Raw genomic sequence first — 19,761 nt, forward strand, 5'->3', positions numbered from 1 at the left:
TGCAAGGGGCACGGGCTGTGCGCGGACCTGCTGCCGCAGCTCGTCCGCACCGGGCCGGACGGCTATCCCGCGCTCGCGGACGCGGGGGTCCCGGACCATCTGCGGGGCCGGGCGCAGCGGGCCGTGCGGCGCTGCCCCGCGCTGGCCCTCCGGCTGGACAAGGAGCGTTAGCCACCGGACGGCCCGGAGCCGGGCTGTGGAAACGAAAAAGCGGGCCGTCCGTTTCCGGACGACCCGCTTATTTCCTGTGGAGCTAAGGAGAATTGAACTCCTGACCTCCTGCATGCCATGCAGGCGCTCTACCAACTGAGCTATAGCCCCGTGTTCTGTTTTCCACCGGGTCGGGTTCGGGTTGTTTCCCTTGCCGTTCCCCCCGGCGACATCGACAACATTACACGGAGACCCCCGCCACCTGCCAAATCGGCCGCCCGGCACCGCAGGAAACCTGGGCGGATGAGATAACATCGCCCACTATTCGCCCGATTTGTCACCCGTGAAACCGGAGTGCTCCTCGTGCCAGCCCGGCCCGGCCGCCCCGGCCGCCGCAGCGCCCTGGCCGCCGCCGCGGGCTGTCTGCTCTCCTTCGGCCTCTTCCTGCTGGCCCAGCGGGCCTCCCACGTCACCTCCGTCGACGTCCTCGTCTACCGCGCCGAAGGGTGGACCGTCCGCACCGGCGGCGACCTCTACGCGATGCGCGCCACGCACCGCGGCCTGCCCGCCACCTACCCGCCCTTCGCGGCGCTCCTGTTCACCGCGCTGACCCTGCCCGGCACGACCGCGCTGCGCGTCCTCACCGAGCTCGCCAACCTCGGCCTGCTGCTCGCCCTCGTCCACCTCTCCCTGCGGCTCGTCGACGTCCGCCCGCGCGCCGCGGTGACGCTCACGGCGGCCGCCCTGTGCGTCTGGTGCGAGCCCGTGTGGCAGACCCTGCGCAACGGGCAGATCAACCTCCTCGTCGTCGTCCTGGTGCTGTGGGACCTGACGCGCCCCGCGGCCCACCGCTGGGCGGGCCTGGGAACCGGCCTCGCGACGGGCATCAAGCTCACCCCCGCCCTGTTCGTCGTCCACCTGGCGGCGACCGGCCTCGCCCGGCGCAGGGCCGGCGCGGGCGCAGGAGGCGGCGCGGACACGGGGGACGGTGCGGGCGCAGGAGACGGCGGGCCGTGGCTGCGCCGGGCGGCCGTCGCCACCGCGGCCTTCGCCGGGACGGCGCTCCTCGCCGCGCTGGCCCTGCCCTACGACTCGCGCCGCTTCTGGACGGACGCCGTCTTCGCCACCGAGCGGGTCGGCCACGCCGAGGACACCGCCAACCAGTCGCTGCGCGGCGTCCTCGCCCGGCTGCTGCACACCGGCGACCCCGGGCCGTGGTGGGCGGTCACGGCGCTGGCCGTCACCGGGCTCGGCCTCACGGTCGCGGTCCGGACGCAGCGGTCCGGGCCGCGGGCCACCGCCTGGGGCGCCCTGTCCTGCGCGGCCACCGCACTGCTCGTCAGCCCCGTCTCCTGGTCGCACCACTGGGTGTGGTGCGTACCGGCCGGGCTGCTGCTCGTCCGCGAGGCGGCCGCCCGCGGCAGCCGCGCCTGGTGGGCGGGCACCGCGGTGGCCGCCGTGCTGTTCTGCTCCTACGCGCTGTGGCGGGTCCCCCACGACGTGCAGACCCGGCCCGAACTCCGGCAGAACGGCGGCCGGATGCTGCTCTCCGCCGGCTACCCGGCGGCCGGGGCGGCCTTCCTCGCCCTGGCCGCCCTGCGGACCGCGGGCGCCGGGCCGGACCGCCCGGCGGGCGACGGCCTCAGTGACCGTGCCCTCCGTGACCCCCGTGGCCGCCGTGCTCCCCGTGATGGAACTTCAGCACTTCACCCGGCATCACCACGAACGGACGCATCATCCCCATGTCCTCGTGCTCCAGCAGGTGGCAGTGGTACATGAACCGGCCCCGCGCCCCGCGGAAGCGGCCGATCACGTTGACCATCTGCCCGGCCGGCACCTGGATCACGTCCTTCCAGCCCGCGTCGCCCTCCGACACCGGCGCCCGGCCCCCGAACTCCAGCGGCGCGCGCGTGCCGCCCAGGGCGACGTCGAAGGGGCTCTGCGGGCCCGCGGGGTAGAGGTCGCGGCTGAGGACCTGAAAGTCGATCAGGTGGATGTGCATCGGGTGCGTCGGGCCGCCCAGGTTGAGGAAGCTCCACTGCTCCCAGCCGTCGTAGGTGACCATGAAGCCGAGGGCGTCGTCGAAGCTCTGGGCGGCCCTGCGGTACGTCCGCAGCTTGCCGTCCGCGCCCTTGACCTGGATCACCCCCGCGCCCGGGATGTGCACGTCCCCCGGCTCCACCTTCTGCATCTCCCACATGCCCGGGTGGGCGTTCCCGGCCGAGCCCGGCGGGACGAGGGCGATCAGCCGGTGCTCGTGCTCGGGCACCGTGTCGTGGGTGAGCCGCTCGAAGGAGCTGGAGATCACCGACGGCAGCACGAAGGGGTCGCACTCCTCCTCGTCCGCCACCCGGAACTCCATGACCTGCGGGTACGGCACCCCCGGGGCCTCGTTGACCAGCCGGACGCGGCGGCCCCGCAGCCGCCCGAAGTCGATCAGCAGGTCCATGCGCTCGGCGGGCGCCACGGACAGCGGCCCGTCCAGCGGCAGCGGACGCGGCAGCAGCCCGCCGTCCGTGCCGATCTGCCAGGCCGCGCCCTGCACCGGCGCACCGGTCTCCTCGTCGACCAGCCGCAGCGCGTAGGTCCGCGCGTTGGAGGCGTTGAGCAGCCGGAAGCGGTACCACCGGGCCGTCACGTCCAGGTAGGGCCAGATGACGCCGTTGACAAGGGTGTACGGGCCGTTGAAGGAGCGGGTGACGTTCTTGCCCTGGGCATCCTTGCCGACGATCACGGTCTTGTGGAGCAGCCGGCCGGTCAGCTTGCCGTCCGGGTCCTGGTCGAGGTTGCGGTCCTGGACGATCAGCGGGATCTCGCGCCCGCCCGAGGGCAGGTGCAGCGCGTCCTCCTCGGCGTCCCGGACGAGGTACATCCCCGCCAGGCCCGCGAAGACGTTCCAGCGGGTGATGTCCATGGCGTGGTCGTGGTACCACCAGGCGACCGCGCGGTGGTCGTTGGGATATTCGGAGAGCTGGCTGTCGCCCGGTGAAACGGCGTTCTCCGACCAGCCGTCGTTGCCGCCGCCGGTGGGTGCGCCGTGCAGGTGCGTCACCGTCCAGGCGGGCAGCGCCGCGACGTCGGCCAGCGGTACGGCGCCGCTGCGGCCGGGCACGGTGTCGGGCGCCGGGGCGCCGGGCACCTGCGCCGCCTCCACGGCGGTCACCGGGTGGGGGCCGGTGAGGCGGTTGCTCCAGGTGACGCGCAGCCGGCGGCCGCGGCGCACCTCGATCGTCGGCCCCGGGACGTGGCCCTCGTAGGCCCATACGCGGGTGGGCGGCAGCTGCGAGTGCAGCCGGACCCAGGTGGCGGTCTGTTCGATCTCGATGCCGCGGAGCGCTTCGGTCCGGCCGGGCCGCAGGACCGGCGGGACGCGCAGGGCGTCGAGAAAGGGTGTGAGTTCGGCCACGGCCTCTTCGGAGCCGGCCGGGCCGATGACAGTTTCGGTCACGCGGTGTCCTCCGCATGCTTCCCCCGTACCGCCGGCCGTTCCCGGCGGCAGCTTCACCCCTCAGGACGCGTGCGTCTCTGGCGGGGTTGCCGGACATGAAGGAAATCCGGGGAAAAACCGGGAAATCACAGGTTCCGCCGCACCGGGGTGCGCGGTCGTGTGCGTTCCGGTGCCCGGCCGTTCCGGACCGGCGCCGTCAGGCCGTGGCGAAGGAGTAGAAGCGCTTGAGCGTGCAGTGCTCGTCCAGCAGCCGCCCGTAGATCGGCTCGCCTTCCAGCTCGCGGTAGGTCTCGATGGGGTCGCCTTTTATGATCAGCGCCCGTGCGCACTCCACGCACCAGTACTGGAAGGCGGAGTTGAGCGGTTCCATATCTCGGACGATCGGCGTGCCGCTGCCGCACCAGTCGCACTTCCGGCTGTGAGCACCCATGGGTCAGCCGTTCCCTCCCCTTCGGCCCGTCCTCCGCTCCCGACGACCGGATTCTGCCACGGGAATGTGCCGGTAAAGCAAACGATCCCGTCTCCGGTGACGGAGACGGGATCGTTTCGAACTGTGGAGCTAAGGAGAATTGAACTCCTGACCTCCTGCATGCCATGCAGGCGCTCTACCAACTGAGCTATAGCCCCGCTGTTCTCAGGTCTTCCGGCGTTTCCCCCGGCGTTCCCCGCGAACAAGAAGAACTTTAGCCTGCCACCTGCCCGGATGTGAAATCCGGGCCGGGGGCACCCCGGGGGCGCTCAGTCGTCGTCGCCGAGCACCGGCTCGGGGAGCGTCCCCGCGTTGTGCTCCAGCAGGCGCCAGCCGCGCGCGCCCTCGCCCAGCACCGACCAGCAGCAGTTGGTGAGGCCGCCCAGCGCCTCCCAGGAGCGGGACTCCAGCTGGAGCAGCCGGCCGATGGTGGTGCGGATGGTGCCGCCGTGGCTGACGACGACGAGCGTGCCGTTCTCCGGCAGCTTCGCGGCCTGCTCCAGGACCACCGGGGCGGCCCGGTCGGCGACCTCGGTCTCCAGCTCACCGCCGCCGCGCCGGACGGGCTCGCCGCGCTTCCACGCCGCGTACTCCTCGCCGTGCCGCTCGATGATCTCGTCGTGCGTGAGTCCCTGCCATACGCCCGCGTACGTCTCGCGCAGCTCGGCGTGGGTGGTGACCTCCAGGCCCGTGACGGCGGCGAGCTCCGCCGCCGTGGCCGTGGCCCGCCTCAGGTCCGAGGCGATGATCACGTCCGGCCCGAGGCCGGCCAGCAGCCGGGCGGCCCGGCGCGCCTGCGCCACGCCGGTCCCCGTCAGCTCGATGTCCGTGGAGCCCTGGAAGCGCCGCTCCAGGTTCCAGGCGGTCTGGCCGTGCCGCCACAGGACGATGCGACGGCCCTGGCCGCCGCTCTTGCCGCCGCTCAGCTCAGCTCACCGTCCACGCCGTCGAAGCCCGCCTCCGCGGCGTGCTCACGGGCGTGCTCCTCGCCCTTGCCGCGGGTGGCGACGGCGTCGGCGGGCAGCTCGATCTCCGGGCAGTCCTTCCACAGCCGCTCCAGGGCGTAGTAGACGCGCTCCTCGCTGTGCTGCACGTGGATGACGATGTCGACGTAGTCGAGCAGGACCCAGCGGGCGTCGCGGTCGCCCTCACGGCGCACCGGCTTGGCGCCGAGCTCCTTGGCGAGGTGCTCCTCGATCTCGTCGACGATCGACTTGACCTGGCGGTCGTTGGGGGCCGAGGCCAGCAGGAAGGCGTCGGTGATCGACAGTACGTCGCTGACGTCGTACGCGATGATGTCGTGCGCGAGCTTGTCGGCGGCCGCCTGGGCGGCGGCCTTGATGAGCTCGATGGAGCGGTCCGTGGCGGTCACAAGCCATGCTTTCGTCGAAGAGGATTCGGGTACCCATCAAGGGTCTCACGACCCACCGGCGACCCTCCTGGCCATTACGGCCGGGCCTCGGCGCGGGCCCCGGGGCGGCCCCGGCCCCCGCGGCCGCCCCCGGCGCTCGTGCGACCGCCGGCCCCTCAGCCCTTGTAGTCCTTGCCCAGGACCACGGTGACGTCGGCCGTCGTCGCGTCCTTCGCCTGCTTCACCGCGCCCGCCGGCAGCCCCAGCGTCTTGGCGACCTCCTTGGCCTCCGCCGCCCGCCGCTCGTCGGCGTAGAGCACCGCCGAGGCCGTCGCCGCGGATCCCGCCGTGCCGCCGTCGATCACGCTGTAGCCGCTGTTGACCAGCGTGATCTGGGCGGAGGTGGCGGCTCCCTTGCCGCCTGTGGCGTTCTTCACGCTCACCCGGGGCGTTGCGTTCCGGTCGGTGTTCTTCACCGTGCCGCCCAGGACCTCCTTGACGACGCCTCCGGTGGCCTTCTCCCCGAGGGTGCCGTCCTTCTCCACGGGCAGCAGCGCGGTGGCGTACGAGCCCTTGCGGGCCAGCGCGGCCATGTGGGCCAGGGAGGCGCCCAGCTGCTCGGTGGAGAGCGAGGGGTCGGGGATCTGCGCGAGCGACTCCACGGTGCGGGTGGCCGAGGCGCTGTCGTCCGGCATCTTCTTCAGCACCGCCTGCATGACCTGGCCGAACCGGGCGAGCTGCTTGCCCTCGTCCTCTCCGGGCCCGCGGTGGGTGGCGTAGGCGACGGCCGTGCGGCCGCTCAGGCTCTGCGCGGTGCCGCGCCGGACGACCGGGCTGTCGCCGGGCTTCTCGCCGGGGACGTCGGTGTCGGTGTCGGCCTCGATGCCGCCGACGAGCTCGACCAGGTTCTCCAGGTAGGGGGTGTCCAGCCGCCAGCTGCCCTTGATGTCGGAGCCCAGCAGCGTGTTCAGGGCGTCGCGGGTGGCCCCGGTGCCGTCGTCCTGCACGGACTTGCCGAGCGTGGTGGAGCCGGCGCCGCCCTCCTTGGCGACGGCCAGGGTGTTCGGCAGCAGGACGGTGGTGGCCTTCTTGGTGGTCTCGTTGCCGACCAGCAGGGCGGTGGAGGAGCCGCCGCCGCGGGTCTGCCGCAGGTGGACGACGATCACGTCGCGCTTCTGCCCCCCGCCGGTCGCGGCCGCGCCCTTCTCGCCGTCCGAGCCGGTGAGGAACAGGTAGCCGGCCGCACCGCCCAGCGCGAGGACGAGCACCACGACGAGGGCGACGATCCGGTTGCGGCCCTTGCGCTTGCGCTCGTCGCGCCGCTCGGTGCGGCTCTCGCTGAACTTGAGCCAGTCGATGACGTCCTCGGAGTCCTCGTCGGGCTCCTCGATGAACGAGAACTGCTCGGTCCGGTAGCCCGCGGCGGGGGCGGCCGCCGCCTCGTCGGGCGCCTGCCGCGGCTCCGGGACGCGCTGCTCCCCCCGGGGCGGCCCCGGCTCCTCCCCGGCGGACGGGCCGGCCTGCTGCGGGATCCACTCCTGCCGGGCCTGAGCCGAGGCCTGTGCCTGGTGCCGTCCCTGGGGCTGGGCCTGCGGTTGCTGCTGCGACTGCGGCTGCTCGGGGGCGTACGGGGCGTAGCCGTCGTAGGCCTGCTGGACGGGCTGATGAGCCTGCTGGGCGTACGGGTCGTAGCCGTACGCCGTCTGCTGCTGGAGGGGCTGCCCATAGGCGTCGTACACACGTTCAGGGGCGTCCGGGTGGTACACCGGCTGCCCGTAGGCGTCGTAGCCGTACACCTGCGGCTGATGTGCGTACGGGTCCTGTCGGTCGTTCACCGGTTCCCCTCAGTGCCCCTCGGTTCCGTGCCGCTCAGCGCCGGTAGAGCTTGCGCTTGTTGATGTAGCGCACCACACCGTCGGGGACCAGATACCAGACCGGGTCGCCCTGCGCCACGCGCGCGCGGCAGTCGGAGGAGGAGATGGCGAGGGCCGGCACCTCGACGAGGGAGACGCCGCCCTCCGGCAGCCCCGGATTGGCCAGTATGTGGCCGGGCCGGGTCACGCCGATGAAGTGGGCCAGGGAGAACAGCTCCTCCGTGTCCCGCCAGGTCAGGATCTGGGACAGCGCGTCGGCGCCGGTGATGAAGAACAGGTCCGAGTCGTCGTTGAGGGAGGCGAGCTCACGGAGCGTGTCCGTGGTGTACGTCGGCCCGCCGCGATCGATGTCGATCCTGCTGACCGAGAACTGCGGATTCGATGCCGTGGCGATCACCGTCATCAGATAGCGGTCCTCGGCCGGGGACACCTCCCGGTGGCTCTTCTGCCACGGCTGCCCGGTCGGTACGAAGACCACCTCGTCCAGGTGGAAACGCGCGGCCACCTCGCTCGCGGCGACCAAGTGGCCGTGGTGGATCGGATCGAAGGTCCCGCCCATCACGCCGAGTCGCCGCTTAGCGGGCCCTGTCTGCTCTCCCATGCGTGCAGACCCTACTGGGCGCGGCGGAGCGCCGGACCCGCAGGGACCGGCTCGCTCAGCGGTCGCGGTTGAAGCGGGTGGTGACCCACAGCAGGAGCAGCAGGATGACCAGGGCGGCGCCACCGGTCATGTAGGGGCTGATGCTGGCGTGCTCGTCGACGTGCTCGCCCTCGGAGGCGAGGGTGGCGAGGGCGGTGTGCGCTGAGGCGAAGGCAGTCATCGTCGGCAGGACCTATCCGGGACGGTAGCGGGCAGAGATTTCTGCCACATCGTATGCGGGGGCCGCCGCCGGGCTCACGCCGACTCCACGCTTGTGCCGCGCGTCGCGGGTGCGGCGCCGGGCGCGCGTCAGTCCTTCTTGTAGCCGCGCAGCAGGAACCAGGCCAGGAAGGCGATGCCGACGACGCCGACGATGAGCACGGTGCGCAGGACGACGCCCGGGCCCGTGTCGTCCTTGGAGACGGCGAGGAGCTCGGTCACGGCCGGCTGGGCGGCAAGTGCATGCAGATGGGACATGTCTCCACGGTAGCCCTGCCGGTGGCAGCGCCTAGGGTGGGGGCCGGAAGGTGCATACGCCGCCGAGGGGGTCTCGATGAGTGACAGCAGCAACGGCAGCAACGGCCACGCTCCCGGGGAGCCCGGGGAGCGGCTACCGGGACGGCAGCGCAAGCGCTTCCCGGACATCTCCTCGCGCGCCTACGAGCACCCGGCGGACCGCTCCGCCCTGGTGGCGCTGCGCAAGCTGAGCGGCTTCGACACGGTCTTCAAGGCGCTGAGCGGGCTGCTGCCCGAGCGCAGCCTGCGCCTGCTGTTCCTGTCCGACTCGGTGCGTGTCGGCGAGCAGCAGTTCCAGCACCTGCACACGATGCTCCTGGACGCCTGCTACATCCTGGACCTGCCGAAGGTCCCGCCGATGTACGTCACCCAGGACCCGCAGCCCAACGCCATGTGCATCGGCCTGGACGAGCCCGTCATCGTCGTGACGACGGGCCTGGTCGAACTGCTGGACGAGGAGGAGATGCGGGCCGTCGTCGGCCACGAGGTGGGGCACGCCCTGTCCGGGCACGCCGTCTACCGCACGATCCTGCTGTTCCTGACGAACTTCGCGGTCAAGGTGGCCTGGATCCCGCTGGGCAATGTCGCGATCATGGCGATCGTGACGGCGCTGCGCGAGTGGTTCCGCAAGTCGGAGCTGTCCGCGGACCGGGCGGGTCTGCTGGTCGGCCAGGACGTCCGGGCGTCGATGCGCGGCCTGATGAAGATCGCCGGCGGCAATCACCTGCACGAGATGAACGTGGACGCCTTCCTCGCCCAGGCCGAGGAGTACGAGGCCGGCGGGGACCTGCGCGACTCCGTCCTGAAGATCATGAACGTGCTGCCGCGCAGCCACCCGTTCACGACGGTGCGGGCCGCGGAGCTGAAGAAGTGGTCCGAGAGCCGGGACTTCCAGCGGATCATGGACGGTCACTACCCGCGGCGCGCGGAGGACAAGGACACGTCGGTGACGGACTCCCTCCGGGAGTCCGCGAACCACTACGCGGAGTCGGTGCGGTCCAGCAAGGATCCGCTGATGGGGCTGGTGCGGGACATCGCCGGCGGAGCGGGGGACCTGGGCGGTCGGCTCAAGGACGTCTTCTCGGGGCGTCCCTCGGGCCCGGGAGGCCCGGCGAACGGTTCCCCCAAGGGGGGCCCGGAGGGCCCCACGGAGGGCGGCGGGAAGGCCTAGCGGCCCGGCGGCGCCGGCTGGGCGCCGGCCGCCAGCGAGCCGCACACCGCGGCGGTGGCCGATCCCGTGGCGTACGGGTCCGTGTCGCCCGGGACGGACCCGTCGGGCTTCTGGCCGGCCAGCAGCGGCCGCAGATAGACCTCGTCGTCGGCCGAGCAGGACTCGGGCCCGGCCTGTACGTAGCTCTGCACGACGATCAGGTGGTGCTCCTGCAGCCCTTCCCGGTCGAAGCGGAACTTCATCGCCCGCCGCACGGTGAACAGCGACGACTTGTCCGCGTTCACACTGCGGTCGGCCGCCTCCTTCGCCGGGCGGAGGGCGTAGACGAAGGTGTGGTCGGCCGAGACCTCCAGCGTGGCCGGGCCGCTCTCGGCGATCGAGAAGACGCCGCGGGTGCGCACGGGCGTGTCGACCAGGGCCACCTGGGCGGGGTCGAAGCGCACGAGCCAGCCGGTGGCCGCGTGCCGCCCGTCGTCCGCGGGCCGGTCGAAGCTGCGGTCGAACTGGTCGAGCTGGGCGGGGTCCAGCAGCAGCCGGACGCTCCGCTGGGTGCCGCCGGTGAGCACGGCCGGGTCGAGCGCCGACTTCACCGTGTACTCCTTGGCCGCGGCGAGGGCCGCCATCACCTGGCTCTCGGAGAAGTGCTGGGTGCTGCGCGCGGCGGGCAGGTTGATGCCTTCGGCGCCCAGCCGGAACTGCGCGGCCGAGCTGTGGTCGAACAGCTCCTGCGCGCTGCCGCCGGGCACCGGGTCGTGCGGCGCGAGCGGGACGAGCGTGGCCCGCATGGGCTCGGCGGCGGGCACGACGGGGTCCTTGTAGGGATGGCGCAATCCCATGTAGACGGCCGTGCCGAAGGCCAGGGCTATGAGGATCACCAGGACGATCACCTGGCGTGAGGTGCTGACCCGGGACCACAGGTGGCGGTTGCGGACCGCGAGCGCGTGGTCACCCATGCGCTCGCTGGCGGAGAGCTCCTGGAGCCGGGCAGCGCGCACGAACGATTCGTCGAAGACGACGGATCGGTATTCGTCGTCCCCACCTGCCGGGACACCCTCGGGCGTGCCCTCAGGGGGGTCTCCAGGCCCGTCCATACATCAAGAGTAGGTCTGCCGGGGCTTTGGTAAACGCCCTGGTACACGACAAGTTCCGAAGAAAATCTGCCTGCCGGGGCCACGCACATATGTGCTGGTCACAGCGGTTGCGGGCGGTGAGCCCGTGGCCCCGGGCCGGTGGTTTCCGGCGTCCCTCAGGGCCGGGGCACCGCCGAGGCCACCGGAGGCTCGGAGTCCGCCGATACGGAGGGCAGCGGGCCCGGCCGCGCCCCTGCCGGGGCGTCCACCCCGCTGGTCGCGGGCGGCGGATCGGAGCTCGGCCGATTGCCCGAGGAGGCGCTGCGGTAGACGGCGGCGAAGGCGAGGGCCACCACGCCTATGCCCATCACCACGGCGAGCACCCAGGCCACCGGGCGGTGCCAGCGGGCATGGCCCCGGTAGGGCCTCCGGAGGCCGCCGTGGCGGCCGTACGGCCCGTAGGCGTCGTCGGGGTCGAGGTCGTGGCTGAGGGTGGGCCAGGTGCCCGCACGGCCCGGGTGGTACCCGGGCGCGGCGCCGCCGAAGCCGTCCTCGTAGTCGTCGTAGGGATCGTCGTCGGCGGAGCCGCCGCCGGACCGGGAGCGCTGAGCGGACTGCGAGGTCTCGCTCTCGGCGCGGGCCCGGTCGGCGGCGAGCATCCGCTCGACCGCGGAGGGCTCGTGGATCCTGGCGGACCGCACGAACTCCTCGTCGAAGACCACGGAGGCGAAGGGATCGTCCCCGCTGCGGTAGCTGTCGGGCTCCTCGCCGTCCGGGAACGGCTGGCCCCCCACGTCGTCCGGCACTCGTCCAGCGTAGCCCCGGAAGGGTCAATCCGTGCGGCCCGTAGGGGAATTCAGCTCGCGGGAAGCCCGCCGCCGCGCACGTGGCCGTCGCCCGTGACGATGTACTTCGTCGAGGTCAGCTCGGGCAGGCCCATCGGACCGCGCGCGTGGAGCTTCTGCGTGGAGATGCCGATCTCGGCGCCGAAGCCGAACTGGCTGCCGTCCGTGAACCGCGTCGAGGCGTTGACCGCGACGGTCGTCGAGTCCACGAGCTGGGTGAAGCGGCGGGCGGCGGCCTGCGAGGTGGTGACGATGGCCTCGGTGTGGCCGGAGGACCACAGCCGGATGTGGCGGACGGCGGCGTCCAGGTCGTCCACGACCGCCGCGGCGATGTCGTACGACAGGTACTCGGTCTCCCAGTCCTCGACGGTCGCCGGCACCACGGTGGCCGGGCTTCCCTCGGCCAGCGCGAGGACGCGCTCGCAGCCGTGCACGGTCACCCCGGCCTCCGCCAGGGCGGCGAGCGCCTTCGGCAGGAACTCCTGCGCGATGTCCTGGTGGACGAGGAGGGTCTCGGCCGCGTTGCACACGCTCACGCGCTGCGCCTTGGAGTTGACGAGGATCTCCACGGCCATGTCCAGGTCCGCCCGGGCGTCCACGTACACGTGGCAGTTGCCGGTGCCCGTCTCGATCACGGGGACCGTGGACTCCTCGACGACGGTGCGGATCAGGGAGGCGCCGCCGCGCGGGATCAGCACGTCGACCATGCCGCGGGCGCGCATCAGCTCCCGCACCGAGTCGCGGCTCTCGCCCGGCACCAGCTGCACGGCGTCGGCCGGCAGGCCCGCCCCGCCCACGGCGTCGCGGATGACGCGCACGAGCGCGGTGTTGGAGGCGTACGCGGAGGACGAGCCCCGCAGCAGGACGGCGTTGCCCGACTTCAGGCACAGGGCGGCCGCGTCGACGGTCACGTTGGGCCGGGCCTCGTAGATGATCCCGACGACGCCGAGCGGCACCCGGACCTGGCGCAGGTCGATGCCGTTGGGGAGGGTGGAGCCGCGGACGACCTCGCCCACCGGGTCGGGCAGGGCGACGACGCCGCGGACGTCCTTGGCGATGGCCCGCACCCGCTCCGGGGTGAGGGTCAGCCGGTCGACGACGCTCTCGCTCGTCCCGGCGGCACGGGCCTTGGCCACGTCCTCGGCGTTGGCCTCGACGATCTCCTTCGTCCGCACCTCGAGGGCGTCGGCGATCGCCAGCAGCGCCTCGTCCTTCACCGAGCGCGGCAGTGGCGCCAGGTCCGCGGCGGCGGCGCGGGCGCGGTAGGCGGCGCGGAGCACCGGGGACTGCGGCATCGGGTCGGCGAGGGGGGAGGGGAAAACGCTGCTCATGGCTGGAAGCGTAGTCGCGTGGGGCCGGGAGCCACCACGCGTTCCGGACTGTGGACGCGGCGTCCGCGCTACGGACGCGGTTGCCTCCGTCGCCACGGGCGCCGGGCCAGGCGGTTCGCGGGATCCGGCACCCGGCCGGCCGGAGCCCGTCCGGCACCGCCGGACCCCCAGGCGGGGGTTGCGCGCCGTGGCGGCGGGGGGGGATTCCCGCCGGGCCCGGCAGCGTCGGGGGCCGTTCAGAACGGGTGCACCCCCACCGGTGTGGCCGGCAGCGGGCCGTAGCCCTCCGCGATGCGGTGGTGGTAGGTCTCCCGGTCGATGACCTCCAGGCCCACGATCTCCCACGGCGGGAGCCGGGCCGTCGAGCGGTGCTCGCCCCACAGCCGGAGCGCGACCGCCGCGGCGTCGTGCAGGTCGCGCGCCTCCTCCCAGTAGCGGATCTCGGCGTGGTCGTGGGCGTAGCGGCTGGTCAGCAGGAAGGGGTGGTCGTGGGCGAGCTGCTCCAGCGCCCGCCGGACCTCGGCGAGCGGCGCCTCGGCGCCCGAGACGCTCAGGGTGATGTGCCACAGCCGGGACACTTCCACCGGATCGCTCCCGCCCCCGCCCCCGACGCTGGTCAGCGTGCGCGGCTCTCCCACGGCCCCGCGGGCCTGGGCGGAGGAGCCCACAGCCGTGGCTGGGGGCGTGCCTCCAGCGCGGGGCAGCGCCCCTGGGCGCCCTCGTCTCACCGGCGGCCTCCTGTTGCTCGCTGCTCCGCGTGCGTGCGGCGGAGCGGTGGTACGCGGGAACCCGCCTGCCCGGACCGGCGCCCCGCATGTGCCTCGCATCAAAGTTGACCAGTCTGCGGGCGGCCGCGTGGCGTTTTCACGGAAAGGCCCCATGGAAAGGCTGGACTTACCACACTCTGTCGCCACCCTGTCGCGCCGTGTTCGACGCCCGTCAGCGGCGCAGCACGACGAGGTCGTCGCGGTGCACGACCTCGCGCTCGTACTCGGGCCCGAGCTCCCGGGCCAGGTCGCGGGTGGAGCGGCCGAGCAGCTGAGGGATCTCCCCGGCGTCGAAGGCCACCAGCCCGCGGGCGACGGCCCGGCCCGCGGAATCGCGCAGCTCGACCGGATCGCCCGCGCTGAATTCGCCCTCGACCCCGGCGATGCCGGCGGGCAGCAGCGAGCCGTTGCCGTCGACCACGGCCCGCACGGCCCCGTCGTCGAGCGTCAGGGCGCCCTGCGGCGCGGAGGCGTGGGCGAGCCACAGCAGGCGGTCGGCGGAGCGGCGCCCCGTGCGGTGGAAGAAGGTGCCGGTGGGGCGGCCCGCGAGGGCGTCCGCCGCGCGGCTGGCCGCGGTCAGGACGACCGGGATGCCGGCGGCGGCCGCGATCCGGGCCGCGTCGACCTTGGTGACCATGCCGCCGGTGCCGACGCCGGCCTTGCCCGCACTGCCGATCGAGATGCCCTCCAGGTCCTTCGGCCCGGTGACCTCGGCGACCCGCGAGGTGCCCGGCGTGCTGGGGTCGCCGTCGTAGAGGCCGTCCACGTCGGAGAGGAGCACCAGCAGGTCGGCCCGGACGAGGTGGGCCACGAGGGCGGCCAGCCGGTCGTTGTCGCCGAAGCGGATCTCGTCCGTGGCCACCGTGTCGTTCTCGTTGACGACCGGCACCGCGCCCATGGCCAGCAGCTGGTCCAGCGTCCGGCGGGCGTTGCGGTAGTGCGCACGGCGGCTGGTGTCGTCCGTCGTGAGCAGCACCTGGCCCACGCGCCGGCCGTAACGGGCGAAGGACGCGGTGTAGCGGGCCACGAGGAGGCCCTGGCCGACGCTCGCGGCGGCCTGCTGGCGCGCCAGGTCGCGCGGGCGGCGGTCGAGGCCCAGCGGGGCCAGGCCGGCCGCGATCGCGCCGGAGGAGACCAGGACGACCTCCTTCTCGCCGGTGGTCTTGGCGAGCGTGTCGACCAGCGCGTCAACGCGGTCCGCGTCCAGTCCCCCGCCCGCGGTGGTGAGCGAGGAGGACCCCACCTTGACCACGATCCTGCGGGCGCCCGCCACCGCCGCCTCACGGGCCCCTTGCTGCTCCCCTGCCCCAGTCACTGCACACACCTCAGGTGATTCGCCGGTCGCCCGCCTCTTCCGGGCTGCCTCAGGCCCGCAAATCTACCGCCTGGGATTGTGGTCGTTCGGCCCTGTTTTGCGATGATTGCCGTCACGGAAGATTGCCCGTGGACCAGCCCGCGTCATACGGTCGGTAGTCGACCGTTGCCCAGGCACGGTTCCCCCACGCCCACAGTCCCCCCTAGTCCGCCTGCCAGGAGCCCTCCCAGTGCCTTCTGCCGGAACAGCCTCCCGACGCGCCGTCCAGGCCGCGGCGCTCCTCGCGATGCTGGTGTTCTTCGCCACGCAGCTCGTCGGCGCGCTGCTGCCCCACGTGGCGCTGCTGATCGCCGCGTCCGCGGCGGGGCTCGCCCTCGATCTCTACCTGCAGCACCGTGACCCCGGTCTCGTCGCCGTCCTCGGCAAGGTCCGCTTCGACGTCATGGTCCGGCAGCTGCTGCGCGACATGCTGATCCTCCTCGGGCTCCTGCGGCTCCAGGGCGACGGCTCACTGCGCGGATACGCCCCCCTCTTCGTCGGGCTCGTCCTCTTCTACGCCGCGCACCTCGCCTGCCAGGCCACCGCGATCATGGTCCGCCGCAGCCGCACGCTGCCCTTCGTGACCCGCAACATCGACACCTCCGGCCTGCGCCTGACCGCCGCCCCGCCGCGCCTGCTGGCCCGCCAGCACGGCCGCCGGCTGCTGCGCTTCGCGATCCCGGCCACCGCGGGCCTGCTGGTCACCGTCGGCACCGAGAAGCCCCTGTGGGGCATGCTCGGCGTCGGCCTGGCCCTCCTGCTCGCGGCCGGCGGCACGCTCCACCTTGCGGGCTGGCTGCGGCCGAAGAAGCGCATCGCGAACGAGCAGCGCGCCCTGGAGTGGCTCGACCGCTGGCTGGCCGACTACAAGCCCACCGGCGGCATGTACTTCTCGGGCGGCACCACCTCGGCCTACCAGGCCAACATGTGGCTCTCCACCCTCGCCGCGCTCGACGGCAACCCCGTGATCGTGCTCCGCGAGCGCTTCATGGTGCAGAAGATCGAGGCCACCGACGTGCCGATCATCTGCATCCCCAAGGTCGTCCACCTGATGGCCCTGGAGAAGTCCTCGCTGAAGATGATGATCCACCCGGCGAACTCCGGTAAGACCTCGCAGGTCCTGCGGATGCCGTCGATCAAGCACGCCTTCATCAACCACGGCGAGAGCGACAAGCTCTCCAGCTGCAACCCCTACTCCAAGGCGTACGACGAGATCTGGGTCGCCGGCCCCGCCGCCCGCGAGCGCTACCAGCTCGCCGACATCGGCGTCGACGACCGCGACGTGGTCGAGGTCGGCCGCCCGCAGCTGGCCCCGATCCGGCCGTACACGGGCGCGCCCGCACGCGAGCTGACGACCGTGCTCTACGCCCCCACGTGGGAGGGCTGGGACGGCAACCCCGGCAACACCTCGGTGATGCTCGCCGGCGAGAACATCGTCCGCGAGCTCCTCGCCGACCCCAAGGTGCGCCTGCTCTACAAGCCGCACCCGATGACCGGCTCCGTCGACCCGCGCGCGGGCCGTGCCAACGAGCGCATCCAGGCCATGATCCGCGAGGCCAACGCCGCCCGGAACGGCGCCCGTCCGGGCCCGGAGACCGCCGCCGAGCTGGAGCGCCGCACGGCCGAGCTGGACCGCCTCACCACCAGCACCTTCCGTGACAGCGCGGACGAGATCGAGCGGATGATGCTCCAGGGCACGCCCGAGCCGGGCCGCGCCGCGACCGTCGAGGCCGCCACCACGGCCTGGGAGAGCGCCTACTGGGCCTCCCTGCCGGAGTGGGAGCACCAGATCATCACCACCGCCCGCCCGGCGCTCTTCAGCTGCTTCAACGAGGCGGACGTCCTGATCAGCGACGTGTCGAGCGTCGTCTCGGACTACCTGATCAGCGAGAAGCCGTACGCCGTCGCCAACACCAGCGGCATGACCGAGGAGGAGTTCCGCACGAACTTCCCGACCGTCAGCGCGGCGACCATCCTCACCCCGGAGGCCGGCGAGGTCGCGGGGCTGCTCGCGGCCGTCCGCGACCCCCGCCTGGACGGCCTCGGCGAGGCCCGCGCCGAGCTCAAGGTCCAGCTGCTCGGCCCGTCCGACCCGCCGTCGCTCGTCCGCTTCAACGCGGCGGCGCTGGCGCTCGCCGCGGAGGCCGACGCCCGGCGCGCACGGATGGAGGCTCGCGCCTCCGAGATCCCGACGCAGCGCGAGGCGGATACGGCTGCGGCCGTGTAACGCGTCGTCAGCATGACGAAGGCCCCGGGAGGTTTCCTCCCGGGGCCTTCGTCATGCCCTGACCACGGACGACGGGTGCGATGCCACGCCCTCGGGGGCGCGGGCACCCGCTAGAAGGGCTTGAACTCGTCGTACTCGCGGTCCGCCTCGTCCCGCTCCGCGTCACGGTCACGGCGTCGCTGCGCCGCCGGCCGCGGGGCCTCCAGGCGGTGGTCCTCGCCGCGGCGGCCCAGCATCTCCGCACCGGCGGCCATCGACGGCTCCCAGTCGAAGACGACCGCGTCGTCCTCGGAGCCGATGGCGACGCCGTCGCCCGCGCGGGCACCGGCCTTCATCAGCTCGTCCTCGACGCCGAGGCGGTTGAGGCGGTCGGCCAGGTAGCCCACGGCCTCGTCGTTGTTGAAGTCGGTCTGGCGCACCCAGCGCTCCGGCTTCTCGCCGCGCACGCGGTAGAGGCCGTCCTCCTCCAGGGTGACGGTGAAGCCCGCGTCGTCGACGGCCTTCGGGCGGATGACGATGCGGGTCGCCTCCTGCTTCGGCTTGGCCGCGCGCGCCTCGGCGACGATGCCGGCCAGCGCGAAGGACAGCTCCTTCAGGCCGTGCCGGGAGACGGCGGAGACCTCGAAGATGCGGTAGCCGCGGGCCTCCAGGTCGGGGCGGATCATGTCCGCCAGGTCCTGGCCGTCGGGGATGTCGACCTTGTTGAGGACGACGATGCGCGGCCGGTCCTCCAGGCCGCCGTACTCCCGCAGCTCCGCCTCGATGACGTCGAGGTCGGTCAGCGGGTCGCGCTCGGACTCCAGCGTCGCGGTGTCCAGCACGTGCACGAGCACCGAGCAGCGCTCGACGTGGCGCAGGAACTCCAGGCCGAGGCCCTTGCCCTGGCTGGCGCCGGGGATCAGACCGGGCACGTCGGCGATGGTGTAGACGGTCGCACCGGCCGTGACCACGCCCAGGTTCGGGACGAGCGTGGTGAAGGGGTAGTCGGCGATCTTCGGCTTGGCCGCGGAGAGCACCGAGATCAGCGAGGACTTGCCGGCGCTCGGGAAGCCGACGAGGGCCACGTCGGCGACGGTCTTGAGCTCCAGGACGACGTCGCCGGTCTGGCCGGGCTCGCCCAGCAGCGCGAAGCCGGGCGCCTTGCGGCGGGCCGAGGCCAGCGCGGCGTTGCCGAGGCCGCCGCGGCCGCCCTGGGCGGCGATGTAGGTGGTGCCCTCGCCGACGAGGTCGGCCAGGACGTTGCCCTTGCCGTCGAGGACGACGGTGCCGTCCGGGACGGGCAGGACCAGGTCGGAACCGTCCTTGCCGGAGCGGTTGCCGCCCTCGCCGGGCTTGCCGTTGGTGGCCTTGCGGTGGGGGCTGTGGTGGTACTCGAGCAGGGTCGTGACCGACTGGTCCACGACCAGGATCACGTCGCCGCCACGGCCGCCGTTGCCACCGTCCGGGCCGCCGAGCGGCTTGAACTTCTCACGGTGTACGGAGGCGCAGCCGTGGCCTCCGTTACCCGCGGCGACGTGCAGCTCGACGCGGTCCACGAAGGTGGTCATAGCGGTGTGCCTCCTGGGGGTCCCCCGGCCGGAAGCCGGCGGAAGTACGGAATTGTCTCTGTTGTAACGCAGCGAGGGCGGACCCGCTTCCCGTACAGGGAAGGGAGGTCCGCCCTCGTTATCGCTCTACGGCGTCAGGATCCCGTTGGATCAGACAGCCGGAACGATGTTGACGACCTTGCGGCCACGGTGGGTGCCGAACTGCACCGCACCGGCCTCAAGCGCGAACAGCGTGTCGTCGCCACCGCGACCGACACCGGCGCCCGGGTGGAAGTGGGTGCCACGCTGGCGGACCAGGATCTCACCGGCGTTGACGACCTGACCGCCGAAGCGCTTCACGCCGAGCCGCTGAGCGTTGGAGTCGCGACCGTTCCGGGTGGACGATGCGCCCTTCTTGTGTGCCATGTCTCCTCAGTCCCTTACTTCGCAGCCGTGGGGATGCCGGTGATCTTCACCGCGGTGTACTGCTGGCGGTGACCGATGCGCTTGCGGTAACCGGTCTTGTTCTTGTACTTCAGGATGTCGATCTTGGCACCCTTGTGGTGGTCGACGATCTCGGCCGAGACCTTGATGCCGGCCAGGACCCACGGGTCGCTGGTGACGTTCTCGCCGTCGACGACGAGCAGCGTCGAGAGCTCGACCGCGTCGCCCACCTTGCCGGTGGAAATCTTGTCAACCTCGACGATGTCGCCGACAGCAACCTTGTGCTGACGACCACCGCTACGCACGATTGCGTACACGCGGATCTCACTCTCTCGCTAGTAAAGGAACCTCTGATGCCAGCCGCTCGCACGGGCCCGGGCCCGTGACTGTCCGAGTGGACGAGCGGCCTCTCCCGGCGGGGCCGGAAGGTGTTTGCTCAGTGGCGTGGTGCCGTAACAGACACCGACCGTCAAGATTACGTGCCCTTGACGAACGGGTCAAACCGGCCCCCTTGACGGGGAACCGGTCGCCGTTGCGGCGGTGGGGGGGGGGGGGGGGGGGGGGGGGGGGGGGGGGGA

The 19,761-nt window shown here is 72.5% G+C and carries 18 protein-coding genes, 2 tRNA genes and 2 pseudogenes; 4 read left to right on the forward strand and 18 right to left on the reverse strand.

What is annotated here, in order from left to right:
- Positions 1-162, forward strand: a pseudogene (locus V7793_RS16800) (ferredoxin); the annotation flags it as partial.
- Between the two features lie 86 nt (positions 163-248).
- Here the strand turns inward: V7793_RS16800 and V7793_RS16805 are convergent.
- Positions 249-321 (reverse strand) — tRNA-Ala (locus V7793_RS16805).
- A gap of 192 nt (positions 322-513) precedes the next feature.
- Here V7793_RS16805 and V7793_RS16810 point away from each other — a divergent pair.
- Entirely contained in the window at positions 514-1,929 is a 1,416-nt protein-coding gene (locus V7793_RS16810; RefSeq protein ID WP_443057926.1) for a glycosyltransferase 87 family protein, read from the forward strand.
- Here the strand turns inward: V7793_RS16810 and phsA are convergent.
- The 9 genes and pseudogenes from phsA to V7793_RS16855 form a co-directional block, all read right to left on the reverse strand.
- Positions 1,895-3,655 (reverse strand): annotated as a pseudogene (phsA, locus tag V7793_RS16815) (O-aminophenol oxidase PhsA); the annotation flags it as partial. The gene V7793_RS16810 and the pseudogene phsA overlap by 35 nt on opposite strands.
- A gap of 139 nt (positions 3,656-3,794) precedes the next feature.
- Positions 3,795-4,028 carry a hypothetical protein gene (locus tag V7793_RS16820; protein WP_058044482.1) on the reverse strand — a complete coding sequence of 78 codons (234 nt, stop codon included), beginning with the start codon at positions 4,026-4,028 and terminating at the stop codon, positions 3,795-3,797.
- 124 nt (positions 4,029-4,152) lie between these two features.
- Positions 4,153-4,225 (reverse strand) — tRNA-Ala (locus V7793_RS16825).
- 111 nt (positions 4,226-4,336) lie between these two features.
- Complete coding sequence (locus V7793_RS16830; protein WP_336007305.1) at positions 4,337-4,993, reverse strand: histidine phosphatase family protein; 657 nt, start codon at positions 4,991-4,993, stop codon at positions 4,337-4,339.
- Entirely contained in the window at positions 4,990-5,439 is a 450-nt protein-coding gene (gene rsfS / locus V7793_RS16835) for a ribosome silencing factor (protein ID WP_336007275.1), read from the reverse strand. Before rsfS ends, V7793_RS16830 begins: the two co-directional genes overlap by 4 nt.
- 155 nt (positions 5,440-5,594) lie before the next feature.
- Positions 5,595-7,253: an LCP family protein gene (locus V7793_RS16840; RefSeq protein WP_336007277.1), complete on the reverse strand. Its 1,659-nt coding sequence runs from the start codon at positions 7,251-7,253 to the stop codon at positions 5,595-5,597.
- Positions 7,254-7,287: 34 nt separating this feature from the next.
- On the reverse strand, positions 7,288-7,893 hold the full coding sequence (gene nadD, locus V7793_RS16845; RefSeq protein ID WP_168093227.1) for a nicotinate-nucleotide adenylyltransferase: 606 nt from the start codon (positions 7,891-7,893) through the stop codon (positions 7,288-7,290).
- Between the two features lie 55 nt (positions 7,894-7,948).
- Positions 7,949-8,113 (reverse strand): hypothetical protein, encoded by a 165-nt coding sequence (locus tag V7793_RS16850; protein ID WP_168093228.1) that lies wholly within the window; start codon positions 8,111-8,113, stop codon positions 7,949-7,951.
- Positions 8,114-8,241: 128 nt separating this feature from the next.
- Entirely contained in the window at positions 8,242-8,409 is a 168-nt protein-coding gene (locus V7793_RS16855) for a hypothetical protein (protein WP_336007282.1), read from the reverse strand.
- Positions 8,410-8,485: 76 nt separating this feature from the next.
- Here V7793_RS16855 and V7793_RS16860 point away from each other — a divergent pair, with 76 nt between their 5' ends.
- Positions 8,486-9,619, forward strand: coding sequence for a M48 family metallopeptidase (locus V7793_RS16860; protein WP_336007284.1), 1,134 nt, complete (start codon positions 8,486-8,488; stop codon positions 9,617-9,619).
- Here the strand turns inward: V7793_RS16860 and V7793_RS16865 are convergent.
- From V7793_RS16865 to proB, 5 genes are all read right to left on the reverse strand, one after another.
- Positions 9,616-10,710: an SCO2583 family membrane protein gene (locus V7793_RS16865; RefSeq protein ID WP_336007286.1), complete on the reverse strand. Its 1,095-nt coding sequence runs from the start codon at positions 10,708-10,710 to the stop codon at positions 9,616-9,618. The genes V7793_RS16860 and V7793_RS16865 overlap by 4 nt on opposite strands.
- A 155-nt stretch (positions 10,711-10,865) precedes the next feature.
- A complete protein-coding gene (locus tag V7793_RS16870) occupies positions 10,866-11,495 on the reverse strand; it encodes an SCO2584 family spore wall biosynthesis protein (protein WP_336007288.1) in 630 nt (209 codons plus the stop codon).
- Positions 11,496-11,545: 50 nt separating this feature from the next.
- The gene (locus tag V7793_RS16875) at positions 11,546-12,865 is read right to left on the reverse strand and encodes a glutamate-5-semialdehyde dehydrogenase (protein ID WP_336007291.1); all 1,320 of its coding nucleotides are present in this window, start codon (positions 12,863-12,865) and stop codon (positions 11,546-11,548) included.
- Between the two features lie 236 nt (positions 12,866-13,101).
- Positions 13,102-13,593, reverse strand: a complete 492-nt coding sequence (locus V7793_RS16880; protein WP_443057927.1) for a hypothetical protein — start codon at positions 13,591-13,593, stop codon at positions 13,102-13,104.
- 211 nt (positions 13,594-13,804) lie between these two features.
- Entirely contained in the window at positions 13,805-14,905 is a 1,101-nt protein-coding gene (gene proB, locus V7793_RS16885; RefSeq protein ID WP_336007307.1) for a glutamate 5-kinase, read from the reverse strand.
- Positions 14,906-15,176: 271 nt separating this feature from the next.
- On the opposite strand from proB, the gene V7793_RS16890 reads away from it, so the two are divergent.
- On the forward strand, positions 15,177-17,213 hold the full coding sequence (locus V7793_RS16890; RefSeq protein ID WP_336007295.1) for a hypothetical protein: 2,037 nt from the start codon (positions 15,177-15,179) through the stop codon (positions 17,211-17,213).
- 110 nt (positions 17,214-17,323) lie between these two features.
- On the opposite strand, the gene obgE is transcribed toward V7793_RS16890, so the two are convergent.
- The 3 genes from obgE to rplU all read right to left on the reverse strand — a co-directional run bounded on the left by obgE (position 17,324) and on the right by rplU (position 19,500).
- Complete coding sequence (gene obgE, locus V7793_RS16895) at positions 17,324-18,760, reverse strand: GTPase ObgE (RefSeq protein ID WP_336007297.1); 1,437 nt, start codon at positions 18,758-18,760, stop codon at positions 17,324-17,326.
- A gap of 150 nt (positions 18,761-18,910) precedes the next feature.
- The gene (gene rpmA, locus V7793_RS16900; protein ID WP_058044469.1) at positions 18,911-19,165 is read right to left on the reverse strand and encodes a 50S ribosomal protein L27; all 255 of its coding nucleotides are present in this window, start codon (positions 19,163-19,165) and stop codon (positions 18,911-18,913) included.
- 14 nt (positions 19,166-19,179) lie between these two features.
- On the reverse strand, positions 19,180-19,500 hold the full coding sequence (rplU, locus tag V7793_RS16905) for a 50S ribosomal protein L21 (RefSeq protein WP_030366503.1): 321 nt from the start codon (positions 19,498-19,500) through the stop codon (positions 19,180-19,182).
- Positions 19,501-19,761 lie beyond the last annotated feature (261 nt).

This window comes from Streptomyces sp. KLMMK, assembly GCF_036961605.1.
Classification (GTDB): Bacteria; Actinomycetota; Actinomycetes; order Streptomycetales; family Streptomycetaceae; genus Streptomyces; species Streptomyces telluris.